General features: G+C 41.1%; 22 protein-coding genes. 7 read left to right on the forward strand and 15 right to left on the reverse strand.

Annotated elements, in window-relative coordinates:
- The 3 genes from NO991_RS07810 to NO991_RS07820 are packed head-to-tail and all read left to right on the forward strand — an operon-like array spanning nucleotide 1 to nucleotide 2,409.
- Nucleotides 1–675 carry a response regulator transcription factor gene (locus NO991_RS07810; protein ID WP_054552907.1) on the forward strand — a complete coding sequence of 225 codons (675 nt, stop codon included), beginning with the start codon at nucleotides 1–3 and terminating at the stop codon, nucleotides 673–675.
- Nucleotides 669–2,006: an ATP-binding protein gene (locus NO991_RS07815; RefSeq protein ID WP_054552906.1), complete on the forward strand. Its 1,338-nt coding sequence runs from the start codon at nucleotides 669–671 to the stop codon at nucleotides 2,004–2,006. The genes NO991_RS07810 and NO991_RS07815 overlap by 7 nt, the downstream gene beginning before the upstream one ends.
- Nucleotides 1,993–2,409: a hypothetical protein gene (locus NO991_RS07820; protein ID WP_138602354.1), complete on the forward strand. Its 417-nt coding sequence runs from the start codon at nucleotides 1,993–1,995 to the stop codon at nucleotides 2,407–2,409. The genes NO991_RS07815 and NO991_RS07820 overlap by 14 nt, the downstream gene beginning before the upstream one ends.
- Before the next feature lie 210 nt (nucleotides 2,410–2,619).
- On the opposite strand, the gene NO991_RS07825 is transcribed toward NO991_RS07820, so the two are convergent.
- The gene (locus NO991_RS07825) at nucleotides 2,620–3,657 is read right to left on the reverse strand and encodes an AI-2E family transporter (protein WP_054553083.1); all 1,038 of its coding nucleotides are present in this window, start codon (nucleotides 3,655–3,657) and stop codon (nucleotides 2,620–2,622) included.
- Nucleotides 3,658–3,809: 152 nt separating this feature from the next.
- Here NO991_RS07825 and NO991_RS07830 point away from each other — a divergent pair, with 152 nt between their 5' ends.
- The 3 genes from NO991_RS07830 (at nucleotide 3,810) to NO991_RS07840 (ending at nucleotide 5,971) form a co-directional block, all read left to right on the forward strand.
- Nucleotides 3,810–4,400, forward strand: coding sequence for a hypothetical protein (locus tag NO991_RS07830; RefSeq protein WP_235378167.1), 591 nt, complete (start codon nucleotides 3,810–3,812; stop codon nucleotides 4,398–4,400).
- Nucleotides 4,401–4,463: 63 nt separating this feature from the next.
- Nucleotides 4,464–5,369 (forward strand): M14 family metallocarboxypeptidase, encoded by a 906-nt coding sequence (locus NO991_RS07835; RefSeq protein ID WP_300358552.1) that lies wholly within the window; start codon nucleotides 4,464–4,466, stop codon nucleotides 5,367–5,369.
- 185 nt (nucleotides 5,370–5,554) lie between these two features.
- Entirely contained in the window at nucleotides 5,555–5,971 is a 417-nt protein-coding gene (locus NO991_RS07840) for a hypothetical protein (protein WP_054552903.1), read from the forward strand.
- Between the two features lie 37 nt (nucleotides 5,972–6,008).
- Here NO991_RS07840 and ccoG read toward each other — a convergent pair whose 3' ends face one another.
- The 9 genes from ccoG to NO991_RS07885 all read right to left on the reverse strand — a co-directional run bounded on the left by ccoG (nucleotide 6,009) and on the right by NO991_RS07885 (nucleotide 17,707).
- The gene (gene ccoG, locus NO991_RS07845; RefSeq protein ID WP_194442430.1) at nucleotides 6,009–7,391 is read right to left on the reverse strand and encodes a cytochrome c oxidase accessory protein CcoG; all 1,383 of its coding nucleotides are present in this window, start codon (nucleotides 7,389–7,391) and stop codon (nucleotides 6,009–6,011) included.
- 151 nt (nucleotides 7,392–7,542) lie between these two features.
- Nucleotides 7,543–8,949, reverse strand: a complete 1,407-nt coding sequence (locus NO991_RS07850) for a sigma-54-dependent Fis family transcriptional regulator (protein WP_054561216.1) — start codon at nucleotides 8,947–8,949, stop codon at nucleotides 7,543–7,545.
- Nucleotides 8,950–9,060: 111 nt separating this feature from the next.
- Complete coding sequence (locus NO991_RS07855; protein WP_138602488.1) at nucleotides 9,061–9,618, reverse strand: DUF1439 domain-containing protein; 558 nt, start codon at nucleotides 9,616–9,618, stop codon at nucleotides 9,061–9,063.
- A 54-nt stretch (nucleotides 9,619–9,672) separates the two neighbouring features.
- Entirely contained in the window at nucleotides 9,673–12,354 is a 2,682-nt protein-coding gene (locus NO991_RS07860; protein ID WP_371351912.1) for a DUF349 domain-containing protein, read from the reverse strand.
- Entirely contained in the window at nucleotides 12,344–12,625 is a 282-nt protein-coding gene (locus tag NO991_RS07865) for a YeaC family protein (protein ID WP_054552899.1), read from the reverse strand. Before NO991_RS07865 ends, NO991_RS07860 begins: the two co-directional genes overlap by 11 nt.
- 1 nt (nucleotide 12,626) lies before the next feature.
- Nucleotides 12,627–12,953, reverse strand: a complete 327-nt coding sequence (locus tag NO991_RS07870; RefSeq protein WP_054553080.1) for a hypothetical protein — start codon at nucleotides 12,951–12,953, stop codon at nucleotides 12,627–12,629.
- A gap of 151 nt (nucleotides 12,954–13,104) precedes the next feature.
- Nucleotides 13,105–14,607 carry a sodium:alanine symporter family protein gene (locus NO991_RS07875; RefSeq protein ID WP_054552898.1) on the reverse strand — a complete coding sequence of 501 codons (1,503 nt, stop codon included), beginning with the start codon at nucleotides 14,605–14,607 and terminating at the stop codon, nucleotides 13,105–13,107.
- A gap of 327 nt (nucleotides 14,608–14,934) precedes the next feature.
- On the reverse strand, nucleotides 14,935–16,062 hold the full coding sequence (locus tag NO991_RS07880) for a M14-type cytosolic carboxypeptidase (RefSeq protein ID WP_300358535.1): 1,128 nt from the start codon (nucleotides 16,060–16,062) through the stop codon (nucleotides 14,935–14,937).
- A 202-nt stretch (nucleotides 16,063–16,264) separates the two neighbouring features.
- Nucleotides 16,265–17,707, reverse strand: a complete 1,443-nt coding sequence (locus tag NO991_RS07885) for a glyceraldehyde-3-phosphate dehydrogenase (RefSeq protein WP_300358532.1) — start codon at nucleotides 17,705–17,707, stop codon at nucleotides 16,265–16,267.
- Between the two features lie 174 nt (nucleotides 17,708–17,881).
- Between NO991_RS07885 and NO991_RS07890 the strand changes: the two genes are divergently transcribed.
- A complete protein-coding gene (locus NO991_RS07890) occupies nucleotides 17,882–18,688 on the forward strand; it encodes a DUF2989 domain-containing protein (protein ID WP_371351913.1) in 807 nt (268 codons plus the stop codon).
- Between the two features lie 56 nt (nucleotides 18,689–18,744).
- Here NO991_RS07890 and ihfA read toward each other — a convergent pair whose 3' ends face one another.
- The 5 genes from ihfA to NO991_RS07915 all read right to left on the reverse strand — a co-directional run bounded on the left by ihfA (nucleotide 18,745) and on the right by NO991_RS07915 (nucleotide 24,276).
- Nucleotides 18,745–19,044 carry an integration host factor subunit alpha gene (ihfA, locus tag NO991_RS07895; RefSeq protein WP_002960690.1) on the reverse strand — a complete coding sequence of 100 codons (300 nt, stop codon included), beginning with the start codon at nucleotides 19,042–19,044 and terminating at the stop codon, nucleotides 18,745–18,747.
- Nucleotides 19,045–19,046: 2 nt separating this feature from the next.
- The gene (gene pheT / locus NO991_RS07900; RefSeq protein WP_289097580.1) at nucleotides 19,047–21,434 is read right to left on the reverse strand and encodes a phenylalanine--tRNA ligase subunit beta; all 2,388 of its coding nucleotides are present in this window, start codon (nucleotides 21,432–21,434) and stop codon (nucleotides 19,047–19,049) included.
- Between the two features lie 15 nt (nucleotides 21,435–21,449).
- Nucleotides 21,450–22,430, reverse strand: coding sequence for a phenylalanine--tRNA ligase subunit alpha (gene pheS / locus NO991_RS07905; RefSeq protein ID WP_054552893.1), 981 nt, complete (start codon nucleotides 22,428–22,430; stop codon nucleotides 21,450–21,452).
- 77 nt (nucleotides 22,431–22,507) lie between these two features.
- Complete coding sequence (hda, locus tag NO991_RS07910) at nucleotides 22,508–23,218, reverse strand: DnaA regulatory inactivator Hda (protein ID WP_171038282.1); 711 nt, start codon at nucleotides 23,216–23,218, stop codon at nucleotides 22,508–22,510.
- Nucleotides 23,218–24,276 (reverse strand): DUF2066 domain-containing protein, encoded by a 1,059-nt coding sequence (locus tag NO991_RS07915; RefSeq protein ID WP_300420381.1) that lies wholly within the window; start codon nucleotides 24,274–24,276, stop codon nucleotides 23,218–23,220. The genes hda and NO991_RS07915 overlap by 1 nt, the downstream gene beginning before the upstream one ends.
- Between the last annotated feature and the right edge of the window lie 274 nt (nucleotides 24,277–24,550).

Below are 24,550 nucleotides of genomic sequence, written 5' to 3' on the forward strand. Positions count from 1 at the left end.
ATGCGAATTTTAGTTATTGAAGATGATTTACACTTAGCAGATAACCTTCGTAATGCCCTAGAAAAAGAGCGTTACAGCGTTGACCTTTGTCACGATGGTGAAGCTGGTTTATTCCATATTACCGAATACCCGCTAGATATGGCGGTAGTCGATTTAGGCTTACCTAAAGTTGATGGTATTGAACTAATTACCAAAGCACGCGCACAAGGTATTACCATTCCTATTTTGATTTTAACGGCACGTGACCGTTGGCAAGATAAAGTAGAAGGCTTAGATGCAGGTGCAGATGACTACCTAACTAAACCTTTCCACGTTGAAGAGCTAATTGCCCGCTGTAATGCGCTTATCCGCCGTAGCGCCGGTAAAGCAAACCCAGAAATGACAGCTGGCCCTATTAAAATTCATACTCGCTCACAGCAAGTATGGGTTAACGATAAAGAACTTAGCTTAACGGCATACGAATACAAAGTTTTAGAATACCTAATGGTTAATCCACAAAAGGTAATTTCTAAATCTGAACTAACTGAGCACATTTACGACCAAGACTTTGACCTTGATTCAAACGTAATCGAAGTTTTCGTATTGCGTTTACGTAAGAAGCTTGACCCTGATGGTACCCTTAACCCTGTTGAAACATTACGCGGCCGTGGTTATAGGCTAAAAAGTCAGTGGTAGCATCGCAAATACCGCTTAAAGTAAGGCAAGGATTTATCCTTGTCTTTGTTTTATTAGTCGCCCTACCAATTCTGTTTTTCTCAATTGGTAAGGCTTACTACGCCTCTTTGGTCGAAGCGACCGAAAAAACCCTCGAAGCTCACTTATATTCATTAATTTCTGAAGTTGATTTCACTGAACGTGGCATTGTTATGCCAAGCACCATCTTAACGCCAGAGCTAAATCGATTAAACTCAGATACCTACGCGATGGTTTATCGCGGTGACTTACCAGTTTGGTATTCTGAATCGGCTACTAATATCAACTTTATTCCTGATAACTTTGAAGCCCCAGCTGGCTCTGCGGATTTTCGTCGGGTTGAATACAACAATACCGTATATTGGCAATTAACCCTTACCGTTATTTTAGAAAACATTGATCAATCTGAGCATGCACGTTTTATCCTATTAAAGCGTAATGATGCCCTACTGAGGTTGATGGATGGCTTTAAGCAGACACTCGTAAATTGGATGTATGTCATGGGAGTGTCCATTGCTGCACTCATGGCGATTGGTTTTGTTTGGAGTGCAAGACCACTGCAACGACTCGATAAAGAAATTAAAGCCATTGAGTCGGGTGATAACCAACAAATTAAAGGTCTTTACCCGGTTGAACTACAAACTATTAAAGCCGATTTAAACTTATTGCTTGAATCGCAGCAACGCCAAAAAGAGCGTTACCGTGCTTCGTTGAGCGACCTTGCTCATGCATTAAAAACGCCTTTGGCAGTGCTTAAATCAAGCCCTTTAGCCAATGATGCGGATGCACAAGAGCAGCTAGACCGAATTAATGTGATGATCGAACACCAGTTAAAGCGCGCTGCAACAGGTGCGTCTGACACATGGAAGAAACAAACTCATATCAAGCCTGTTATTGACTCAATTATAAGCGCGATGAGCAAGGTTTATCGCGACAAAGATATTATATTTACATCAGAGGTTAGTGAAAAAGACTATTTCTTGGGTGATAAAACAGATTTGATGGAACTACTTGGTAATTTAATCGATAATGCCTGTAAAGCTTGCCGTTCACAGGTCGATATAAAGGTTAAGCAGAACAAAAAGTTAACCCTCAGTATAAGTGATGATGGCCCAGGTGTCCCTGAGCACAAGCGTGAATCATTACTGACTCGCGGTACCAGACTCGATACCTATGAAAGTGGCCACGGTGTCGGCATGGCTATCGTGTCGGATTTAGTCAACTCGTATAATGGCACCTTAACCATTAAAGATGCAGAGAAACTAGCCGGTGCTGAGTTTATATTAGAGTTTAATTACCATGATAAAAAATAAAACATCAATACTCGTTAAGGGCAGCTTTCTAGCTTTAATTGCGAGTGCATCGCATGCTCAAGCAGAGCAAACGTGTGAGCTTGCTAGCAACAATACCGATGACACCAAACGCTATATTCAATGTCTTGATCAAGTTATCGCCGATCTGCAGCGTGACCAAAAGATGTGGATTAATAAGCTCACTATGGATCTTGAGAAAATCAAAGAAGATAGCGGTAACAGCCAATTGCTACCGATTTTTAATCGCAGCATCAAGAACCAAGAGCGTTATTTAGAAGACAGCTGTCGTTGGCGTTATCTACAAAAAATGCCAAATAGTACGAAAGCCGCTATTGCCTACAAGCAATGTGAAATTGAGATCCTAAAAAACCATGTGCAGGTTTTACAGCGACCTCTAAAGTAATAGCAACTCACAGATTTTCATGGACAAAAAGGCGCTTAAGCGCCTTTTTATACCAATTCGCTTAATTAAGTGGTCTATTTTGAGGCAAGAAAACCTCGTTGATAGCAAGGCAAAAATTTCGTTATTTAGTTGTTCTAAATCAGAAATTTTTAACGCAGATAGCGACAGGTTTAATCCCTCAAAATGATTAAGTATTATTGCGGATTGGTATTACTCTTCAAGTTTTAGCTCTTCGCCATTGCCAAGCAAGGTAGCTAACCATCGCCCTTCTTGACTAGTCTCTAAGGCTATTTTAACTATCATGGTTAATGGGACTGACAACAACATGCCCACGGTCCCCATCAGCCAGCCCCAGAATATTAACGATAAAAACACCACCAGCGTCGATAAACCCAACCCTTTACCCATAAAGCGCGGTTCAACAATGTTACCCATGACGGTGTTAATAACCAAATATCCGCCAGCAATAAACCCTGCAACCAGTGGGCCTTGAGTTATCAAAGCAAGTAACACAGGAGGCACGGCAGCAATGATAGAGCCTATGTTTGGAATGTAATTAAGCATGAACGCCACTACACCCCAAAGTACAAAGTAATCAACATCAAGTGCCCACAGCATAAAGCCTGCAAGCATACCTGTGCCTAAGCTAACCAGCGTTTTAATAGCCAGATAAGAATTAATTGAATCTAAAAAGCGATCAACCTGCTGCATTTTCATTTCAGGATCGTCCAGTGCTAAATGCACTTTTTTACTCAGCATAGGTCCTTCAAACAACATGAACACCACGGTTAGGATGATCAAAAACAAGTTAGCCATCACGCCACCAAGGCCTGTGAGCATGTTGGTTGCAACATCAATCATTTTGCCCGGATCGAATAAAGAAATAATCTGCTCTTTATCAATCAGGATGTTATAACTCGCTGCAACATTGACCACCCAGACAAATTCTTCTTTTAGTTGTGCTTTGTACTCAGGCAGCTTTTCAGAGAAATCGGTCATCGATTGCCCAACCAACCCGGCAAGGCTTATCCCTACACCGACAATCATCAACATCACAAATACAACAGCAATGCCTTTAGGGATACCGTATTTGGCAAAGAAACGAATTAAGGGATTACAAATAATGGCAATAAAGGCTGCCAATACAAATGGGATAACAATCACACTTGCAGCTTTAATACCAGCTAAAACAACGACTAAAGCAGCAAATATCACTAAACTTTTATTTACACCAGTCAGGCTCGACAAAATAAAATCCTTGTTAGTTTTTTTATCAGTGTAAGTGAAATACGTCGCAAAATAAATCACAAAGCTGCTGGCACAATTAATGCTCTTTATACGTGCATAATTTGAACAATTTATGATACATATAACTAAGCGTGCTTTAAAAGGAGCTTTATATGGCACATTTATCCGAACAAGAACTCACTTTTTTCAACCGTTTATTCGAGGCAGAACGGACTGATAGCGATCCAACCGATACAAAAATGTCTGTTAGGCTCAATTTGCCTGATAAATTAAACGGCTTACTTACCAATGCCAAACTGACACTGCTTGCTGAAGTGGGGATTTATCAATTGTGGTTTCCGCTTGAATTTACCAAGGACGAGAATGGTCAGCTGATCCCTGTACTTAGCGCACCAGAAGTAATAGACACCAAAGGCATTGAGCGCAGCTGGCGTACGCCTGATCTCGAAATACACACCGAACAATTTCAAATATTGTCTTTATCAAGCACAGGCGTGTTACTCAAGCCAAAGCGTCAAACTCCTATTCTCAATAAAGAAATACTGTTGGCATTTAATTTACCGAGTGAAGAACAGGTTATTCTTAGCGTAAAGCCAATAAGAACGACCAGCAAAGGAATTGCCGGAAAAATAGTGAAAGTGTGTCAGGGTGAAGATGCACTTCGTAATTACTTATTTGAGACCCATAAGCACCATCATGCAAAGCTATACGAGCAAGGTAACTTTACTACTGAGCTTATCTAGTTGCAGCAGCTTAACAGCTTAGATAAGCTTGGCGTTTTGCAGCAAGTCACAACAAGGTATTTTATGAGTTACCCTATAGGAACCCCTGGTAAGCCGTGGAACAAAGAAGATAAGAAAGCATGGTTTGAATTACAGTCAGTAAAGCGTAGCTATTTAGATGATGTTGTATCGCAACTAGACTCTTTAACAAGCGATTTCAATATTGAGCAATATGGCGCATTAAGTTACGACAGCGACAAATACCCTCTTTACATTTTAAAGAGCAAACAATGGCAAGCTGATAAACCTGTTGTGCTGGTTACCGGTGGTGTTCATGGTTATGAAACAAGTGGCGTGCATGGTGCTTTAGCGTTTGCTAAGAGAAGTGCCAAAGACTACTTTGCTGATTTTAATATTTTAGTGGCTCCGTGTATCAGCCCTTGGGGATATGAAACGATTAACCGCTGGAATCCAAATGCCACGGATCCAAATCGCTCTTTCTATGCAGGTAGCCCCGCTGAAGAGTCTGCAGCAATTATGCAATATTTAGCCGATAACACTATTTCACCTTATGTGCATATTGACCTACATGAAACGACAGACACTGATAATAGTGAGTTTCGCCCTGCTCTAGCTGCTCGTGATGCAACGACCCACGATAACTGGAATATCCCAGATGGCTTTTATCTTGTCGCTGATAGTGAGCGTCCGCATGATGCATTTCAGGCAGCGATTATAAAATCAGTTGGAAAAGTAACCCACATCGCACCAAGTGATGAGAATAACCAATTGATTGGCGTACCACAAACCCAATTCGGTGTAATTAATTACCAAGCGAAAAAGCTTGGTTTATGTATGGGTTTAACTGATGCAGAATTTGTCACAACAACAGAGGTTTACCCTGATAGTCCACAAGCAAATGATGACATTTGTATTGATGCACAAGTAGCCTCAATTACCGGTGCTCTAAATTACATTGTTAACAAATAGTTAGCTATACTTTAAAAAGGGAGTGGATTATTTATTCACTCCAATGCAAAATAATTAGATAGGATTCACATAAAAATAAAATTAATGAAAAAGTTATGTTTTTTTAAATTTGTATACTAAATAACTAGACACATACATAGAATTGTATAAAATTCGCGCTCTTTTTAAGTTCAAAAGGAAGCAAATTGGAATTTAAGAATCACTATGGCAGTGTCAGGATTATTACTGAAGGTCCAATTGTTATTGGGCAGTTTTCTGGCAATATTAACGCTCGTTTAGTCAATGACTTTGCAATCAATTTAAAAAAGCATATTACTGCTTTCGCTGGAAAGCCGTGGGCGTATATTAGTCATTCTACCCATTTACTTGCTACCACCCCTGATGCAGAACGTGGTTTTACTCAATTATTCCGTGCCCTGCAAGGCACTAACTGTATAGCAACCGCTTATATGTTTAGCTCGTCTATTGTGCTTAATCAAATGAAACGCATCATTGCACAAGCACAATCTCCAATTCAAATAATGGACTGTTTATTTGATGATTTAGACAGCGCTAAAGCTTATGTGCTAAAGCAGCTAGAATTTGCAGAAATGGCTTGTTAAAAACAAGCCATTTTCGTTTCTATAGCCGTGATTGAGGTTAATCTCGGTAAAACTTAGTTTCTTTAGTTATTGCGATATCAGCATCTTCTAATGCTTGAATGTGAAAACTAATAGGCGTTACTTTTGACTTTAACTCGTAGCCATCAGCAACCACAGTGACAGGCACACGTTTCATCTGACCTGCTTCAACAGTTATCTTTTCCGGCACCTGTAAACTTGCTTCTGCAATACCAGTGATACCGATTGAATAGCTCAAGCTATGTTGTGTTTTGTTGATAATTGATAAGGTATATGGGTTTTCTACTAAACCTTCAAAATTAACGCGGTACAGGGCATTACGGTCACGAATGACAGAGGCCTCAATAGGTGTTCGCATTGCCATCCACACAACCATGCCCACGACAAACAGCGCCGTTAAACCACCATAGCCAAGCAGTTTTAACCTAAATGGGTTGGTCGTTTTGCCTTCCATTTGTTTTTCTGAGGCGTATTTGATCAGTCCTTTTTGATAGTTGAACTTTTCCATAGTGCTATCACATGCATCGATACATAAGCCACAGTTTATGCATTCATACTGCAAGCCATTACGAATATCGATACCCGCCGGACATACTTCGACACATAGGTTACAGTCTACGCAGTCACCTAAGCCTAATTCTTTAGGGTCGGCTTTACGCTTACGCGCACCACGAGACTCCCCTCGCGCTTGATCATAGGTAACAACTAACGTGTCTTTATCAAACATCACTGATTGAAAACGCGAATATGGGCACGCCACTGTACACATTTTTTCACGTAAGAATCCCGCATTACCATAGGTACAAAACGCGAACAAGAATACCCAAAAGCTGACGATACCAGACATTTCTAGGGTAAATAAGCTCATGTATAGAGACTTAGCGGGGATGAAATAAGCCATAAATGACATAGATGTAATCAATGAGATCACCAGCCAAGCTGCATGCTTAGTAATTTTCTTTTGCCATTTACTCACTGACCATTCAGCTTTATCAAGTTTAATACGCTGATTACGGTTACCTTCAACTTTGTGTTCGACCCAAGTAAACATCAGCATCCAAATTGTTTGAGGGCAAGTGTAACCACACCAAACACGCCCTAACCAATTAGTGACGAAAAACAATGCAAACGCCCCTGTCATAAATAACATAGCTAAGATCATAAAATCTTGTGGTAACAGCGTTAAACCAAACAGGGTAAATTTTTGGCTGGCTACATCGAGTAATACGGCTTGGCGGCCATCATAGGGGATCCACGGAATGGCGATGAACGTCAGCATCAGCACCCAGCCTAAGTAACGGCGGATACGTTGGAAATACCCCTTTTGCTCACGAATATAAATTGGCCCTTCTTGGTTGTAGGGCTTGATGATTAAGTCTTGCTCTTTAATATCAAATTTCATTTTGCTACTTACTTTTGTGTCGGTAATAACCTGACAGAGCAACAATCAGGCCAAGAAAAATTAAAAATAAGTTATTGATATTAAATGATTAAATTTATATTTGAACGCTCAAAAGCACGATATATCGCGAATGATCGCGATATATCACGAACTAACGCTTTATCGCTAGCTTTTTCATTTTTGATCTAAGGGTACTTTCGGGAAGTCCCAGCAAGGTTGCAGCACCATTTTCACCTGATATTTGCCCGTTACAGCGTTTTAGCACCTCACAAATATGCTGCTTTTGAACAGCATCAAGAGAAACCACCTGCTCATTTGATTGCTCGTTACTCAAAGGTGCTGAAAGCTGTAATACAGCTTGCTTAGACAAAATAGCTTCACGCTCAAGGATATTTTGTAGCTCACGAATATTGCCTGGCCAATCATAATTCGCCAGTTTGGTGAGTGTTGCTTTGCTTAGCCCTTTTAACTGTTTACCTAAGCGCTTGTTTAACTGCGTTATAATATTTGCTGCGAGGAGTGGAATATCTTCCTTGCGTTCACGAAGCGCAGGCACTCGAATAGGAAACACATTTAAGCGATAATACAAGTCCATTCGAAAGCTGCCCTGCTCAACCATTTGCCACAAGTTACGATTTGTTGCAGCTAACACTCGGATATCGACTTTTAAAGTTTGACTGCCCCCGACGCGCTCAAACTCTTGCTCTTGTAGTACCCGCAGTAATTTACTTTGCGCCTCTAATGGCAGCTCTGCCACTTCATCTAAAAATAAAGTGCCTTTATCAGCCAGTTCAAAACGCCCTTTTCTGCGTTCATTAGCGCCAGTAAACGCCCCTTTCTCATGACCAAATAACTCAGATTCAATTAAGTTGGCGGAAAACGCCGCGCAGTTTACTTTTATGAAAGGTTGCTCAGCACGATTGCTCAAGCGGTGAAGGTTTCGTGCCACCAGCTCTTTACCCGTGCCGTTTTCACCTAAAATCAAAACCGTACTATTGGTTTGGCTTACCAAGGTAATTTGCTCGAGCATACTTTGAAATGAATGACTTTGCCCAACTAAGCCAGAGTCTTGCCAATCTTCGTTTAACTCTGAAATAAGGTAAGCATTTTCAGCTTGTAGCTGCTCAGATAAGTGCTGAACTTGTGCTAAGGCATCACGTAACGCCACTTCTGTTTGCTGTTGTTTGGATACATCGCGAAAAATCGCGACTGCCCCAATCAGGGCACCGTTTTTGTACACTGGTGTTGATGTATATTCAACAGCAAAATAACTACCATCTTTACGCCAGAATACCTCATCGTTTACATGACGGTGTTTGCCATCGAACATGGTGCAATATATTTGGCATTCATCTGCGGGATATGGCGAGCCATCTTTACGAGTATGGTGATGATATTGATGTATTTTTTTACCAAGGAGTTCGTCTGCTTTCCAGCCTGTCATGCGCTCAGCGGCAGGGTTTACAAAAACCGCATTACCCGATAAATCGAAGCCATAAATTCCCTCGCCAACGGCGTTTAGCAATAACGTGGGGTCGTTTAAAAATTCCTTGATCATAGTAATCACTCAATTCGCGAAATATCACGAGCAATTATGACAAGGTTGAACATGCTTAACAAGCAATCATAAAAAAAGCGACTAGAAGCCGCTTTAATATATCGTATGGGTTTACAGTGTAGGCACTAAGATAATTTCGCCCTGAGATACTTTCATATCTAATGGTAATTTGCTCAATAGTGCAACTTTAGGGTCGTTCATATTTAACTTATAGACAGGGTTAACCGCTAAAAAGCCGTTAATCACTTGCATTGCCTGATCATCTAATAAGTTTAAGCTGCCCTTGAAACCCGCGGTGTCGATTGTTGTATCAACCAGTTTTACATTACGTAAAAAGACCGCTTTTTTCTCGCTGTCATAAAATGGGCTACCTTCGATTTGTAGCTTTAAGCGTACTGGATACTTAAGCGCAAACGCTTTGATGACGGCACTAGAATCGGCCCCTAAAACCACCACATCACGTTTATCTGGGCCAACATTGACACTCAGGTCGTTTACCGCAAAATCAACTGGTAAGCCCATCAGCTTAATCTGTTCACTTAGTTTTGGTAATTGATTAGCAAGGGCTGCTTCAATTTCAGAATTGCTAAACGAGTAAACAGACATCCCTTGATCTGTCGTTTTACATGCCCCTAAAAATAAACAGGTAAGTAGTAATAAAATTCTCATTGTTTTCCTCAAAAACACACGGAAAAAAACCGCTTTAAAAAGCGGTTTTATTCGTTAAATTGCAAATATTGCTTTAAGCCTTGCTAGTGTGTCAGCTGAAACTGAACCCTCACTGACTGCAAGTAATTGCTTTAAGTAGTAATAAACATCTGCTTGTTCGCCACGGTGTTTATCATCTAACATCGCAACTTGCTCTGTCATACGTAACTGACTATCAGCCGATTCTACGCCTGCCAGAATTTCGATACGGGTTAACAGCTGCGCAGCGTTTAGCTTAGTTGTTAATGAAGCTTGAAACTGCGAAGGCAGTTCGCTGTTGCTTTCAAGAGCAGCAAATAAAGCCGTTAATTTAGACTGCTCTGCTTGCTTACTAATTAGCGCTGATTTTGCACTAATCGCTGCCTCTAACTGAGTCACGCGTGCCGATAACGCTTTTGAGTATTCAAGCTCTGCTAGCTTCACTGTTAAATCTTTAAGCTGTGCAAGATGCATCACGGTCTCAAGTGCAGACTCAAGCTCACTTAACTGCTGTGCGGCAACTTCGTCATTTTGTTGCTGTACTTGCTTTTGCTGTTCAAACTCGGCACTGCGCTTAGCAAAAGTCTCGTCATTAACTCGTCTGAATTGCTGCCATAAGGTGTTTTCAGCTTTCATTCCTGCAAAGCCAATAGTCTGCCAAGTTTGTTGAAGCGCTTTTAGATCTTGGCACGCAGCAGCTAAATCATCACTTTGTGATAACTGTGTTGCTTGCTCAACAAGTGCTGCTTTTTGTTCAGCATTTGCTTTATGAAATGCAGCAAGTTGACCTTGTACTTGTGATTGTGCAGCTTTGAATTGCGCTTGTAGTTCACGGTATGTTTTAGGATCGACGTTACCTGCAGAGCGCCACGCTTTCGCGGTACGGTTGAACTTGCTTTCAAACTGCTTCCAATCAAACTCATTAGAAGAGCTATCAAGCTCTGTTAACTGCTGCATTTGCGAGATTATTTCAACGCGCTGTGCTTTAGCTTGTTCACGTTGTTGCTCTTGCTCTGCGAAATACTCACGACACGGCGCAAACAGTAATTCAATTTGTTGATCGAATAACTCGCCTTGTTGCTTTTCTGCATCAGTATCTAAACGCCCTAACTCATTCCAACGACGACGTAACTGTTTAACATGCTCTGCACGTTGTTTAGGGTCAGTACACTCGGTTGCAACAAGTTCATTTACTTCAACGAGTAGCGCATCACGCTTTGGTGCCGATGCGTATTTTTGCCAATCTTTTGCTTCTGCTAGTTGGGCTTCTAAATCAGCTTTAAGGCTATTTAATGGCTGTTTGTAATAGTCTGTAAGTGTTGCGTATAGCTCTTCAAAACCTTTAAACACACCAAAGGCAACATTAAAGCGACCTTGCTCAATTAAGCGTTTTACATCACGAGCTTTACGCTTAGCTGTTTGTTGATTTTTCTCAAACTTATTCGTCAGCGGTGCCATCGCTTGCTGCCAGCTGTTTACTACTTCAGCTAAATTGGCTTTAAAGCGACCTTGTAAACGACTAGGAATACTTGCCAGCTTTTTACGTGCTAGTTTTTGCTGTTGCTCAAACTGCTGCTTTAACCCGTCAAACTCGCTTTCATCTTCAGTTGTCGCAACGATATTTAATTGTTCAAATGCCTCTTTAAACTCAGCAATCGCGCTAACTAGTTGCGGTAACTGTTCAACTTGCTTAAATAAAGTTGCTAAATGCTGTTTTACATCACTAACATGTTTACTTTCAGATAAGTTCGCCTCTGCTAAGGCATCTTTTGCCTCTACAACTTTTGCCTCTAGCCAATCTTGTTGAATTTGCTCTGGTGTTTCTAAGCCTAATTGCAATGCATTTTCAATTTCTTCGCCAATTGCTTCAAGGCTTGCAAGTGCTAATACCTGACGTTGTTGCTCAGCTAACGCTTGCTGCGCTGCTTCATGCTCTTTACTTAAAACTGCAATATGCGATTCAAGCTTTTGCGTAATCGCTGAATATTTTTTATCAAGCGTGCTTACTTGCTCATCGCTCAGCCATTTTAGTTCGATAGCTTGCCACTGCTGTAATAACTCAGCATGTTGCATCGACACTAACTGAAAGTCATTTTTATCACGAAGCGCATTAAGCTTTGCTAATACCACACGTGTATCAGCTTCTACTTTGGCAGGCATTTCTATCGCTAAGCGTTCATTGTCAAGATGAGTCGCCAGTTGGGTATGCGCCTCACCTTTTGCATGCTTTAATAGTGATTTAGCAAGTTGATGATTAATCACAAGCTCAACAAGTTGCAATTGCAGCTCTTCACGGCCTTCTTTAAAAGCTTTATCAATTAAGCTTGGGTTTGCTAAACGCTTTAATAACTTAACACGAACTTGAAGTTCTTTTTCTGCAAAGGCGAGTTTCTCAAGAGTTTTGACAGGTGCGTAACGCTCAATAAACTCATTTTTGATATTTGCATCTAGTTGGCTGTCGGTATTTAAAACCGCTTGATTGATATGCTGCTCAGCAAGGTCTTTCAGTGCTTGGTCTTGCTTGTATGCTTGCCACCATAAAACGATATCGTTCACTTTGTTTAATGCTTTTTTGCGGATTTCAGCTGAGCTGTCTTCAAGGGCAATGCTATTTAAGATGCTAAGGTCACGCTCTGTATCAAGACGTTCAACCGCAGCTAAACGGACTTGGTTTTTAGGGTGCTTCCATTTTGGAGTAAACAGGTGTTTAAAGATCATTTTCACTAAACCTAGCTATTTCATTTTCTGATGCGAATTCTTTTTGCAATTGAGCTTTGCTCTTTTGCACCATTTCACCATTTGCGCCAATGGTAAACTGCTCATTGCTTTGCGAAACTTTAGCCTGATAAAGCATCACGAGTTGAACGGTTTGTTGTTTTTGCTCCTCAGTCAAAGGAGTGCCGTCTGGCCACTTACCCGTAGAGGCACCATACTGAAGACGTTCAAATACTTCTGGGGTGATATTTTTAACGATGTGATCAATATTCATGTTACTTTTTCTTTTTTAAAACAACTAAATAGATGCGGCTTACAAGATACCACACAAAACCTACTGCCATTGCCGATGTATAGGCATACCACTCAAGAGACTTTGCTTCGGGGTGCATAAAGTAATAACAGAAAAAGCCCCCTAAAAATAAAATCAGTGCGAGGAAAGACTGATTCATAAACTTTTGTTGTCTACGAATGCGCGTTTCTTTTTGCATTTGCTGCAATTGCTCATTGCTTAGATCGGTGACTTGGCATTCACAATGCGGGCATTGCTTATGTTTGTCAGATATTGATTTTGCACACTGCGGGCAACTAATAATCGCCATATCTTTCTCCATACTACGCATAAAAAAGGCGCCTTTAGGCGCCCTTTATTGTACTTGTTTTATGAGTCGATGTCTTTTTTGAATTTCATTCATTTATGAAGATTCGAAAACCTGCACAACTAAATTCACCGTAAAAACTCAAAAAAACGATTTATTGTTTCTGTTTCGCCTTTTCAGCTAGACGCTTTTCCCAGAAAGTCGCATTTTTAATGCCTAATTTAACTGGATCAAAAGTGATTTCACCACCGGCTTTCTTTTGATCTTCGTAATCACGTAAACAGTTAAGTGCAGGTTTTGCGACAAAGAAAATAGCCAAAATACCCACAATATTGATCCAGGCCATTAAGCCTACGCCAATGTCACCAATATTCCAGATGTAACCTGAGTTGTTTACCATACCGTAAGCCACCATAAACATGATGACAAACTTCACAACAACCAACGGAATATTGCCTTTGAAATAACGGTTTAAATAAGCAACGTTCGTTTCAGCAATATAGTAATAAGCAAGAATTGTAGTAAATGCGAAGAAGAATAAAGCAATACCAACGAATGCTTCACCAAAGCCACCAAATACGCTAAATAATGCCATTTGTGTAAAAGCAGCAGAGCCTACTTCAGTTGCAGCATCAACGTTTTGCACAATGAATTGACCTGCAGGTAACTCACCCACAATGTTGTATTGTTTAGTGATTAGAATCATTAACGCAGTTGCTGTACAAACAAAAATGGTATCAACATAAACAGAAAATGCTTGCACTAAGCCTTGTTGAGCTGGGTGATCTACCTCGGCAGCTGATGCTGCATGCGGACCCGTACCTTGCCCTGCTTCGTTTGAGTAAATACCACGTTTAACACCCCAACCAATAGCAGCACCAAAGCCTGCTTGCGCGGTGAATGCATCAGATAAGATCATTGAGAAGATACCTGGCACTTTATCTAGGTTTAAGAACACCACGATTAACGCTAACACGATGTAACCTAGCGCCATAAATGGCACCACAATTTGTGTGAAGTTTGCGATACGTTTAATGCCACCAAAGATGATAAATGCAAGCACAATTAAGATGATTGCAAGAGCAACCAACTTAAAGCTACCTACTTCACCAAAGCTGGTGCTAACCAATGTGCCTTCACCAAAAACTTGTGTGAATGCATTACCTACCGCATTCGCTTGAACGCCCGGAAGGAATACACCACAAGCAATAATCGCCGATACTGCAAATAATACGGCTAACCACTTTTGCTGTAAGCAGCGGTCGAAGTAATATGCTGGGCCACCGCGGTATTGACCGTCTTCTTCTGATTTATAAATCTGACCAAGTGTTGACTCGGCATACGCAGTACTTGCACCAAGAAACGCAACTATCCACATCCAGAAAATCGCACCCGGACCACCAAAGCCGATTGCTGCAGCAACCCCGGCAATATTACCTACACCTACACGGCCTGATAACGAAACCGCTAGCGCTTGAAACGAAGAAATACCCGTATCTGAATTATTAGAGCTAAGTAATAATTTACACATTTCTTTAAAATGTCTAACTTGTGCGAATCGGGTTAAAACGGAATAAAACAGACCTGCACCTAGACATAAATAAATGAGTGCATCACTCCAAATTATGTCGTTAACGGCGCTTACTAAAGCTTCCATGGATATCCTCTATGATTATATTTTTTATTGTTAGTTACGATACTCAGCGTGAGCTTGTGAGAATGCGCGACACGATAACTGTGAGAAATAAAAATGAAATTTTGTTACTTCACAGCTGAATATATTGGATATTAACTTAAACCAACCAAGTTTGTTAACAGTTAATTTTCAATATGATAAATGTACCTACTAAATTAACATTCGATGCATCCTGCTCTGCACCGCTGCTTTTTTAACTTTCATACCAATTTGTTTAATTAAGTATTTTTGCAAATTGGTATCAGATACAATTACGGGCATCAGTTTTGCTGATGCCCGTAAGGGTCGTTATCTTAATTTATCAACCACGTTAACAATAGCCGCTAACGTATCTTGACCAAATTGATACGAGCGACGATCTGACCAGCCATAATCTGGATCTGGTAAATCATCGTTATCTTTAAATGGCATCTCTACCGTGTAAGCTAATGCATTAAATTCATGCGCGACAGCAGAAGAACCGACAGTTAAGTTAGCCTGGCCCGGCTCATCTTTTGGATAACCATGTTCGTCTTGGAACTCAGGCGTCACAGTTAAAAGCGCAGCTTTAAAGCTATCTTCTAACTCTTTTAAGCGATCATCGTAGCCCGGGATACCTTCACTACCCGCAACAAAGTTATAAGGAATTGCTTCGTCACCATGAATATCTAAGTGCATATCAAGGCCCGTTTCACGCATTTTGTTAAGCACTAAGAAAACTTCAGGGCTATTTTCCATGCTCGGTGTTTGCCATTCACGGTTCAAGTTAACGCCTTTAGCGTTAGTACGTAGGTGACCACGCACACTGCCATCTGGGTTCATATTTGGCACGATGTAGAATACCGCTTTAGATAATAGTGCCGCTGCATGTGGATCTTCATCATCAAGTAATTTATGAAGTAAACCTTCAACGTACCACTCAGCCATAGTTTCGCCTGGGTGCTGGCGCGCCGTGATCCAGATTTTTTTCTTCTCACTGCTAGGAATACCCACACGTAAAACACTCATATCACGACCATCAAGGGTTTCGCCTAATGTTTCTAATTCACAGGCATGTTGGCTTTGTGCCCATGCTAGTAAATCTAAGTGACGGTCATAGCTGTATGGCGCAAAGTAAGCAAAGTACATGCTGCCGCACTCAGGCTCTACTTCAAATGATAGTGTGCCGTTTACGTACTCAGATGGGACACGGAACCAAGTTTGACGGTCGTATGATGCAACCGCATGGTAACCTTCCCAGCCATCAGGGTATGCTGAGTTCTCTAGGTTATTAATGTGTAATTTATGGTTTTGAAACGCAGTTGTTTCAAGACGAAAGTGAAACCACTGGAAAAAATCAGACTGATTGTCTTTATTGATTTCTAATTGAATATTCAGTGGATCAACGGCTTCAATAACCTTGATATTACCACTGTCAAAATTGCTGGTGATTTTCATTCTATAAACCTATTGGTTAAAAATAATTCTTAGCTATTCGCTTGTTAGTTAAGAATTAAGTCAACGCTCTGTAGTTAGAACGTTTTGTTAGTAATATGGTGTAGACCCTTAACAGCCTATCACATGCTGAAAATTTGCAAAAACTTTCACGACTAAAAAAGCCAGCATAATGCTGGCTTCTAGATTCTTTATAACTTAGGTATTAGCGAGGTAAGCTTGGGAAAGTTACTTCAGCCATATCACGCATACAACGTACTACCTGACAGCTATAACCGAACTCGTTATCGTACCAAACGTAAAGTACAACGCGGTTGTCATCTACGATTGTCGCTTGTGAATCAACAACACCTGCGTAACGGCTACCTACTAAGTCAGTCGATACGATTTCAGTAGACGCTGTGTAATCGATTTGATCACGAAGGTCTGAATGAAGTGCTGTTTCACGTAAGAACCCATTTAGTTCTTCAACAGTTGTACCTTTTTCAAGGTTTAAGTTCAAGATAGCCATTGATACGTTTGGCGTAGGAACGCGGATAGCGTTACCAGTTAGTTTACCTTCAAGCTCAGGTAAAGCTTTAGAAACCGCTTTTGCAGCACCTGTTGAAGTGATAACCATGTTAAGTGCAGCAGCACGGCCACGACGCTCAGCTTTGTGGTAGTTATCAATTAAGTTTTGGTCATTGGTGTACGAGTGAACAGTTTCAACGTGACCATTTTTGATACCAAACTTATCGTTAAGCGCTTTTAACGTTGGCGTAATAGCATTGGTCGTACAGCTTGCTGCACAGACAATCTTATCTTCAGGTTTGATATCTTGGTTGTTAACACCGTACACGATGTTCTTGATGTTACCTTTAGCTGGTGCAGTTAATAATACTTTTGCTGCGCCTTTCGCTTCTAAGTGCTGACCAAGGCCTGCTTCGTCTTTCCAAATACCTGTGTTATCAACAATAAGCGCATTCTCAATGCCGTAAGCTGTGTAATCAACTTCGCTTGGTGAGTTAGCATAGATAACTTGGATGTAGCTACCGTTAGCTTTAATTGCATTGCGCTCTTTGTCAATTGTAATTGAGCCATTGAATGGACCGTGGATAGAATCACGACGAAGTAAGCTTGCACGCTTTTCTAGGTCACCATCTTTACCACCACGTACAACGATTGCACGTAAACGTAGGTCTGCATAAGGACCTGACTTCTCGATTAAAAGACGCGCTAATAAACGACCGATACGACCGAAACCGTATAACACTACATCACGTGGTTCTTTACGCTCTGAGTTTGCGATTTCTGCTAATTCGTCAGTTAAGTACTCTTCAACTGAGCGACCTTTAGCAGCATCGTTAAACAAATAACCATACGCTAGTTTACCAATATCGATACGTGCTGAGTTTAAGTCCATTTTGCTAATTGCTTCTAAGAAAGGGAAGCTTTCACGTAAACGTAGTTTTGTACCTTCAAACTGAGCAACTGTTTTGTGTGCTTTGATGATATCGATTGTACTGGCATTAACGAGAGGACGGCCATATACAGCGATTTCGATACCACGATTACGGTAAAGTCTACCAATGATAGGTTGCATACTTTCTGCGTAATCTTGACGTTCTTGCCAGCTGCTTGTGTATTCTAACTCGTGAGATGAGGTCATTTTTTTTACCTAATTAAACAATTTTGAACGGATAGCCTTAAAAAATGTGTTGTGATTTGAGAGCAACACATCTCAGGCAGGGGTATTCTAATTTAAACTCGAACGATTCTCCACTGTTACAGAACAAATCATTGCGCTAGAATAAAGTAGTACAAATTAAGTAGAGGTTAAGGAATGTTATTAAGAGCAAGCGTGTTGCTTGGTTTATTGGCATTAGCAGGCTGTGAAGATCCGCTTACACTGGCGAAAGTGTGCGACGAAACACCTGGCTTCTGCAGTGATTTAAATAAAGACAGTCACTGTAAAGAGCAACGTGCCGAGGTCATCATTCAACGTTATGTTGAATATAAGTCGCCAACAGACGAAAACAAATATCAATTATTAAAAGACTTTGAGAAATACGATCAATGCGTATCGCTTGCGGCCAAGATTGAGCATATAAAACTAAAAGAAAAAACCACGTCTCGTGTTGAAGGTCATTTAACAAGCATCAAAGAAATGACACGTATTTTTCAAGATACCAAAAATACGAACCACCCTGGTTTGTTGTATTACCATTGGTCACGTAATAACGACCAATCAGCGTTAACTAAACTACTCGCCCTTGAAGAAAAACAAGATAAACGGGTGACCGAAGATGCTGAAATGCAGTTTTTCTTGGCAAGCTACTACGTGAAGTTTGATGATGAAAAAACCATTGATTTGCTATACAAAACGCTCGAGTTAAATAAACCAGGTGAAACACCGAATCCAGAGATCTACCCGACTCTGGTCAGCTTATTTTACAAACACGAAAAGTATAAGCACGCATACACTTTTGCACGCGTGGCACAATTATCAGGGTATGAAAATGTCGATATTTTACCTATCGAACATCAACTCGCTGCCATTGGTAAGAGCCTAGACAGCCTAGATGATTTAGCACAAAAAACTTACGACAGTATCCAAGCCGGCACTTTTGTGTCGCCGCGCGGATTCTAGCCACTCGCAAGTAATGTTTTTAAACAAATAAAAAAGGCAGCTAACGCTGCCTTTTCTTATTTTGCTTTGCTTGTGCCAACTTCTACACGAGTTTTTAGCTTTTGACCTGGTCTAAAAGTCACAACTCTGCGCGCCGAAATAGGAATATCTTCACCTGTTTTCGGATTGCGGCCTGGACGTTCTTTCTTGTCTCGAAGATCAAAGTTACCAAATCCAGAGAGCTTAACCTGCTCGCCTTTTTCTAGCGCTGAGCGGATTTCTTCAAAAAACGCTTCAACTAAATCTTTGGCATCTTTTTTATTGATCCCGAGTTTTTCAAATAGGTGTTCAGCTATGTCGGCTTTAGTAAGCGCCATATCTAGTCCCTCAACGATGCGTTAAATTGTTCGGCCAGTGCGGCCACCACATTATCAACTACTTGATTGATATCTTTCTCTTCGAGCGTTCTATCAACCGCTTGCAGTGTTAGAGCAATCGCCAAACTCTTATAATTTGGCTCAATACCTTTGCCCTTATACACATCGAATAAGTTTAGGTCAACCAATTGATTTCCGCCAACTTTTTCTATGACATTTAAAATATCGCCAGATTTTACGTGATCTTCCACTAAAATCGCGATATCACGGCGGTTTGACGGGAATTTCGACACTGCCACGGCTTCTGGTAATTTTCTTTTTTCTAGTGCAGACATTTCGATTTCAAACACAAATGCTGTGTTGTTGATATCTAGTGACTTTTGCACTTGTGGGTGCACTGCACCAAAGAAACCAACTTTCTTACCATCAACATAAATAACCGCTGATTGGCCTGGGTGTAAGCCATCAGACTGCTCTGCTTTTATCTCAAAACGTGACGAATCGTTACTAATAGCTAAAAGTGCTTCAACATCACCTTTTAAGTCATAGAAATCAACGCTACGCTTTTCTTGAACCCAATGTTCACCGTGTGCAAGACCTGAGATTACACCACCGATAACAGCAACTTGGTTTACGCCGTTTTCAGCATTTTCGTCACGTAAGAATTTTAAGCCGTGCTCAAATAAACGTACACGTGGTTGCTGGCGGTTTTGATTGTAAACTAGCGACGCTAATAGACCTGGCATTAAGCTCACGCGCATTGCTGACATTTCAACCGAAATTGGGTGTGGCAATACAAGCGCATCACTTTGCGGGTGTAAAATTGCTTGTGCTTTTGGATCAACGAAGCTGTAAGTAATTGCTTCTTGGTAACCACGAGTAACAAGCGTATTGCGGAATTTAGTAACCGCAACATGTGACTCGTCATGGTTAGTCATTTTTAATTTAGCAGTTGGTGCAACGTTAGGAATGCTGTTATAGCCGTAAACACGCGCAACTTCTTCAATTAAATCTTCTTCAATACGAATATCAAAGCGATAACTAGGTACGTCAGCACTCCATACACCATCAACAATTTTCACGTCTAACCCTAAACGCGTTAGGATGTCAGTTACTTTTGCATCATCAATGTGATGGCCAATTACACGGTCTAAACGCTCACGACGTAAACGCACTTCTGTTACTTTTGGTAATTTGTCAGTTGCGACTGCTTCAACAACTGGTCCTGCTTCACCACCAACAATCTCAAGAAGTAATGCTGTCGCACGTTCCATTGCATCTTTTTGCAGTGCAAAATCGACACCACGCTCGTAACGATGTGACGCATCAGTGTGTAAACCGTAGCTACGTGCTTGACCAGCAATAGCGACAGGGTTAAAGAACGCACTTTCTAATAAGATGTCTGAAGTTGCTTCAGTTACACCAGACTTCTCACCACCAAAAATACCTGCAATAGCAAGCGCTTTGTTGTGATCAGCAATAACAAGCGTAGATTCGTTTAGTTTAGCTGTGTTGCCATCTAATAGAACTAACTCTTCACCCGCGTTTGCGCTACGTACTTTAATACCACCTTCAATCGCATTTAAATCAAATGCGTGCATTGGGTGACCTAGCTCTAATAACACGTAGTTTGTTACATCAACAACAGGGTCAATTGAGCGAATACCACTGCGACGCAGTTTTTCTACCATCCAAAGTGGTGTTTCTGCATCAAGGTTAATACCTTTAATTACACGCCCTAAATAACGAGGACACGCTTCATCATTCACAAGCTCAATCGATACTTTGTCTTCAATCGTTGCAGCAACTGGTGCGATTTCAAGTGTGTTTACATCAACACTGTTAAGTACACCCACTTCGCGCGCTAGGCCTTTGATACCTAGGCAATCACCACGGTTAGGTGTTAAGTCAACATCAATAATGTTGTCGTCTAGGCTTAAGTACTCACGTAAATCAGTACCGATTGGTGCATCACTTGGTAATTCCATGATGCCATCCCCCTCTTCGCTGATACCTAACTCAACGAATGCGCACAGCATACCGTGTGAAGGTTGACCACGAAGTTTGGCTTTTTTGATTTTGAAGTCGCCTGGTAATACAGCGCCAACAGTCGCAACAGCGACTTTTAAACCTTGGCGACAGTTAGGTGCACCACACACGATATCAAGTAGCTCATCACCACCTACGTTTACTTTAGTTACACGTAACTTATCAGCGTCTGGGTGTTGACCACACTCAACTACTTCACCAACAACAACGCCTGTGAACTCAGCTGCTGCAGGCTCAACACCGTCAACTTCAAGTCCAGCCATTGATAACTGTTCCGAAAGAGCCTGTGTGTCGATTGCTGGGTTAACCCACTCTCTTAACCACTTTTCACTAAATTTCATTTTATATCTTCACTCTTAACGGAACTGGTTTAGGAATTTTAAATCGTTTTCGAAAAATGCACGTAAGTCGTTTACGCCGTAACGCAACATCGTCAAGCGCTCAACACCCATACCGAATGCGAAGCCTGTGTATTTTTCTGGATCAATACCCACTGATTTAAGAACGTTAGGGTGAACCATGCCACAGCCTAATACCTCTAACCACTTGCCGTTTTTACCCATAACATCAACCTCAGCTGATGGCTCAGTAAATGGGAAGTAAGAAGGACGGAAACGAATTTCCATATCTTCTTCAAAGAAGTTACGTAAGAAGTCGTGCAGAATACCTTTTAACTCAGTGAAGCTTACATCTGTATCAACCATTAAGCCTTCCACTTGGTGGAACATTGGCGTGTGTGTTTGGTCGTAATCGTTACGATAAACACGACCTGGAGAAATGATGCGCAGTGGTGGCTGCTCAGTTTCCATCGTACGGATTTGTACACCACTTGTTTGCGTACGTAACACAAGCTTAGGGTTGAAATAGAAAGTATCGTGATCAGCTCGCGCTGGGTGGTGCTCAGGAATATTTAGCGCATCGAAGTTATGAAAATCATCTTCAACTTCAGGACCTGATTTAACCGCAAAACCTAACTCACCAAAAAAGCTTTCAATACGTTCAATAGTACGAGTTACTGGGTGTAAGCCACCTGTTGGCATAACACGACCCGGTAAAGTTACGTCGATCGTTTCTGCAGCTAGTTTCTCTTCAAGAGCCTTACTTGCTAGTAACTCACGCTTTTCGTTAATGGCTGTTTGTACTTCTTGTTTTGCTTGGTTAATCACTTGACCCGCTTCTTTACGCTCTTCAGGGGCAATCTTGCCTAGCGTTTTAAGTAAGCTGGTGATTTCACCTTTTTTACCAAGGTAATTAACCCTGATATCTTCTAGTTGCGCGATTTCATTCGCACTGGCAACTGCCTCAAGTGCTTGCGCTAAAATATTTTCTAAGTTCATTGAGTACCTGGTCTTTCACAGAAGGATTTTTGTAATAGCTAATGATAACTGAAAGCAAGGACTAGATTCTAGCCCTACTAAAGCTTTAACGTTGATTTTATAAAAGGAATTGTTAATTTTCTTTGTGCAGCCATTGAGGCGTGGTCAAGTTTATCTAAAACGTCTAATAATGCACGCATATCACGGCTTAATCGCGTTAATAAAAAGCGCGCGCATTCATCCGTCAATTCAAGGCCACGCATGTGAGCACGGCGTACGAGCGCTTCGGCTTTGTCATCATCGCTCATTGAACGAATTTGTAACGTTGTGCCCCACTTCAAACGCGAAACTAAATCCGGTAGGTTGATATGTAGCATGTCAGGTAATAAATCAGCTGTGACCACAAGGTATTTGCCCGGCTCATTAAAGCGATTGAAAAAGTTAAATAATCCTTTCTCCCATGCATCGTTGCCTGCTACCAAGTGCACGTCATCAATACATAACACGTCAAGGTTTTCGAGACCTTCAAGTACCACAGGGCCGTAGTCAATCACTTCACGCATCGAAAGTAACATGGTTGACAAACCGCGCTCTTGAGCGTGAATACAGGTCGCATACAACAGGTGCGATTTACCTGAATCGCCCAAACCGCATAAATAAGTATATTGAAATTTGTTACTAAGCTTTGTGAACGCATCTTTAAGGTGACTCACTTCAAGCGAGTTTTCGCCACCAAAATAAGAAGTAAATGTTTCATCATCAGGCAAAGTAACAGGTAATGCCATTTGCATTGGTTCTTGCACTGCGATTAAAGCCCCTGCCACTGATATTCAAGCTCATCTTTATTGACTACTTGATAGAAATCACGCGGGTCCTGATACGCTTTAAAGGCACTATCAAGTTCTAACGCTTTTCTAAAATCATTCATGCTGCCAGTGTGATTAACAGTAAATTGAACGCTATCAGGTGTACGCACAGATATTACGGCACGAGTAACAACACTTAAGCTCTCTAAACGGCGTTTAGCAAATTCAATATCTACAAAGTTATTGATACCTTTAAGATAGAAAGTTGCTGTAGCAAGTTGGCCAATCATCGTTGGATCTATTGCGTATTCTGCTGCTAAGCCACCCGCTAAACTATCAATCATATCTGCAACAATTTGCTGCTTATCACCCATCAAACGATTAGTATCGAATAATTCAGCATTAGTGAAACGCCAATCAAGGATCCAGGTTTCTGAATCAGCTTGTTGATACATTCTTGCAGTAATACTGCGCTCAGCACTATAACGGCTTGAAGCTCGCTCTACAGGCTCAGAGAAATTACCCCACACTTCTGGTATCCCAACAATAGCGCGATCTTGTAAATCAAGTAGTGGCACAACCACAGGTAAACCACGACGACTTGCTTTGTCGTATATAAGCTGTTCAAGCTGTGGGTATGATTCTTGAGTAACCAATTCACGGCGCCAGTTATCTTCAATACCTAGCCAGATCGCCACTAAAGGACGACGTGTCCCCCAAAGTGGCAAGCCAAGATCTTTGATTAATGCATTAATCTTATTGGCTTCGAACTTAACGACCAGATTTAAACTGCCATCTGCTTTTTCATCATATTCAAATTTGAGCATGTAATCGGAAATGTCGCGGGTGCGTTGTTTAGCAACCGGGTTTTGATCTGCACTTGTGTCCCCACTTACTTTCACCAACACATTTAGCAGCGCTTCACGGCTTGCTGCCAAACGAGCATCACGTGATTTGTCTGCAACTTTAAGAGTATCTTGATATAAATTAGTCACCTCAACAGCAAAGGTTGAAGCACTCGAAAAAAATAATAATAATAAACAAATAAGTAATCTAGACACAGGCCATTAGTTCTTGCTTTTAAACTGATTTGATCCTAAATCAAAGCCATAAACAAAGCAAAGTTAATTTAATGAACGGCAGCTGAGCGAGTTCGTGAATTACAAGAGTAAAGTTAGCGAGGGGAAAGTTGAAGGAGTAAAGGTTTGGAAGTCTGGCGTAGGTTGGGTAGAACGGAGTGAAACCCAACAGCGTGGTAATACCATTCCGCTTAAATATCTGATCTAATATAGGCTATATAAAATCACTGGTTATTAACATTGAACCCAAACATAT

It is taken from the genome of Pseudoalteromonas sp. DY56-GL22 (assembly GCF_041414715.1).
Taxonomy (GTDB): domain Bacteria; phylum Pseudomonadota; class Gammaproteobacteria; order Enterobacterales; family Alteromonadaceae; genus Pseudoalteromonas; species Pseudoalteromonas simplex.

What these genes read in the sequence shown, in the direction of transcription:
- NO991_RS07810 (WP_054552907.1), top strand. Translation starts at nt 1, where the DNA reads ATGCGAATTTTAGTTATTGAAGATGATTTACACTTAGCAGATAACCTT.
- NO991_RS07820 (WP_138602354.1), top strand. Translation starts at nt 1,993, where the DNA reads ATGATAAAAAATAAAACATCAATACTCGTTAAGGGCAGCTTTCTAGCT.
- NO991_RS07830 (WP_235378167.1), top strand. Translation starts at nt 3,810, where the DNA reads ATGGCACATTTATCCGAACAAGAACTCACTTTTTTCAACCGTTTATTC.
- NO991_RS07835 (WP_300358552.1), top strand. Translation starts at nt 4,464, where the DNA reads ATGAGTTACCCTATAGGAACCCCTGGTAAGCCGTGGAACAAAGAAGAT.
- ccoG (WP_194442430.1), bottom strand. Translation starts at nt 7,391, where the DNA reads ATGAAATTTGATATTAAAGAGCAAGACTTAATCATCAAGCCCTACAAC.
- NO991_RS07850 (WP_054561216.1), bottom strand. Translation starts at nt 8,949, where the DNA reads ATGATCAAGGAATTTTTAAACGACCCCACGTTATTGCTAAACGCCGTT.
- NO991_RS07855 (WP_138602488.1), bottom strand. Translation starts at nt 9,618, where the DNA reads ATGAGAATTTTATTACTACTTACCTGTTTATTTTTAGGGGCATGTAAA.
- NO991_RS07860 (WP_371351912.1), bottom strand. Translation starts at nt 12,354, where the DNA reads ATGATCTTTAAACACCTGTTTACTCCAAAATGGAAGCACCCTAAAAAC.
- NO991_RS07865 (WP_054552899.1), bottom strand. Translation starts at nt 12,625, where the DNA reads ATGAATATTGATCACATCGTTAAAAATATCACCCCAGAAGTATTTGAA.
- NO991_RS07870 (WP_054553080.1), bottom strand. Translation starts at nt 12,953, where the DNA reads ATGGCGATTATTAGTTGCCCGCAGTGTGCAAAATCAATATCTGACAAA.
- NO991_RS07875 (WP_054552898.1), bottom strand. Translation starts at nt 14,607, where the DNA reads ATGGAAGCTTTAGTAAGCGCCGTTAACGACATAATTTGGAGTGATGCA.
- NO991_RS07880 (WP_300358535.1), bottom strand. Translation starts at nt 16,062, where the DNA reads ATGAAAATCACCAGCAATTTTGACAGTGGTAATATCAAGGTTATTGAA.
- NO991_RS07885 (WP_300358532.1), bottom strand. Translation starts at nt 17,707, where the DNA reads ATGACCTCATCTCACGAGTTAGAATACACAAGCAGCTGGCAAGAACGT.
- NO991_RS07890 (WP_371351913.1), top strand. Translation starts at nt 17,882, where the DNA reads ATGTTATTAAGAGCAAGCGTGTTGCTTGGTTTATTGGCATTAGCAGGC.
- ihfA (WP_002960690.1), bottom strand. Translation starts at nt 19,044, where the DNA reads ATGGCGCTTACTAAAGCCGACATAGCTGAACACCTATTTGAAAAACTC.
- pheT (WP_289097580.1), bottom strand. Translation starts at nt 21,434, where the DNA reads ATGAAATTTAGTGAAAAGTGGTTAAGAGAGTGGGTTAACCCAGCAATC.
- pheS (WP_054552893.1), bottom strand. Translation starts at nt 22,430, where the DNA reads ATGAACTTAGAAAATATTTTAGCGCAAGCACTTGAGGCAGTTGCCAGT.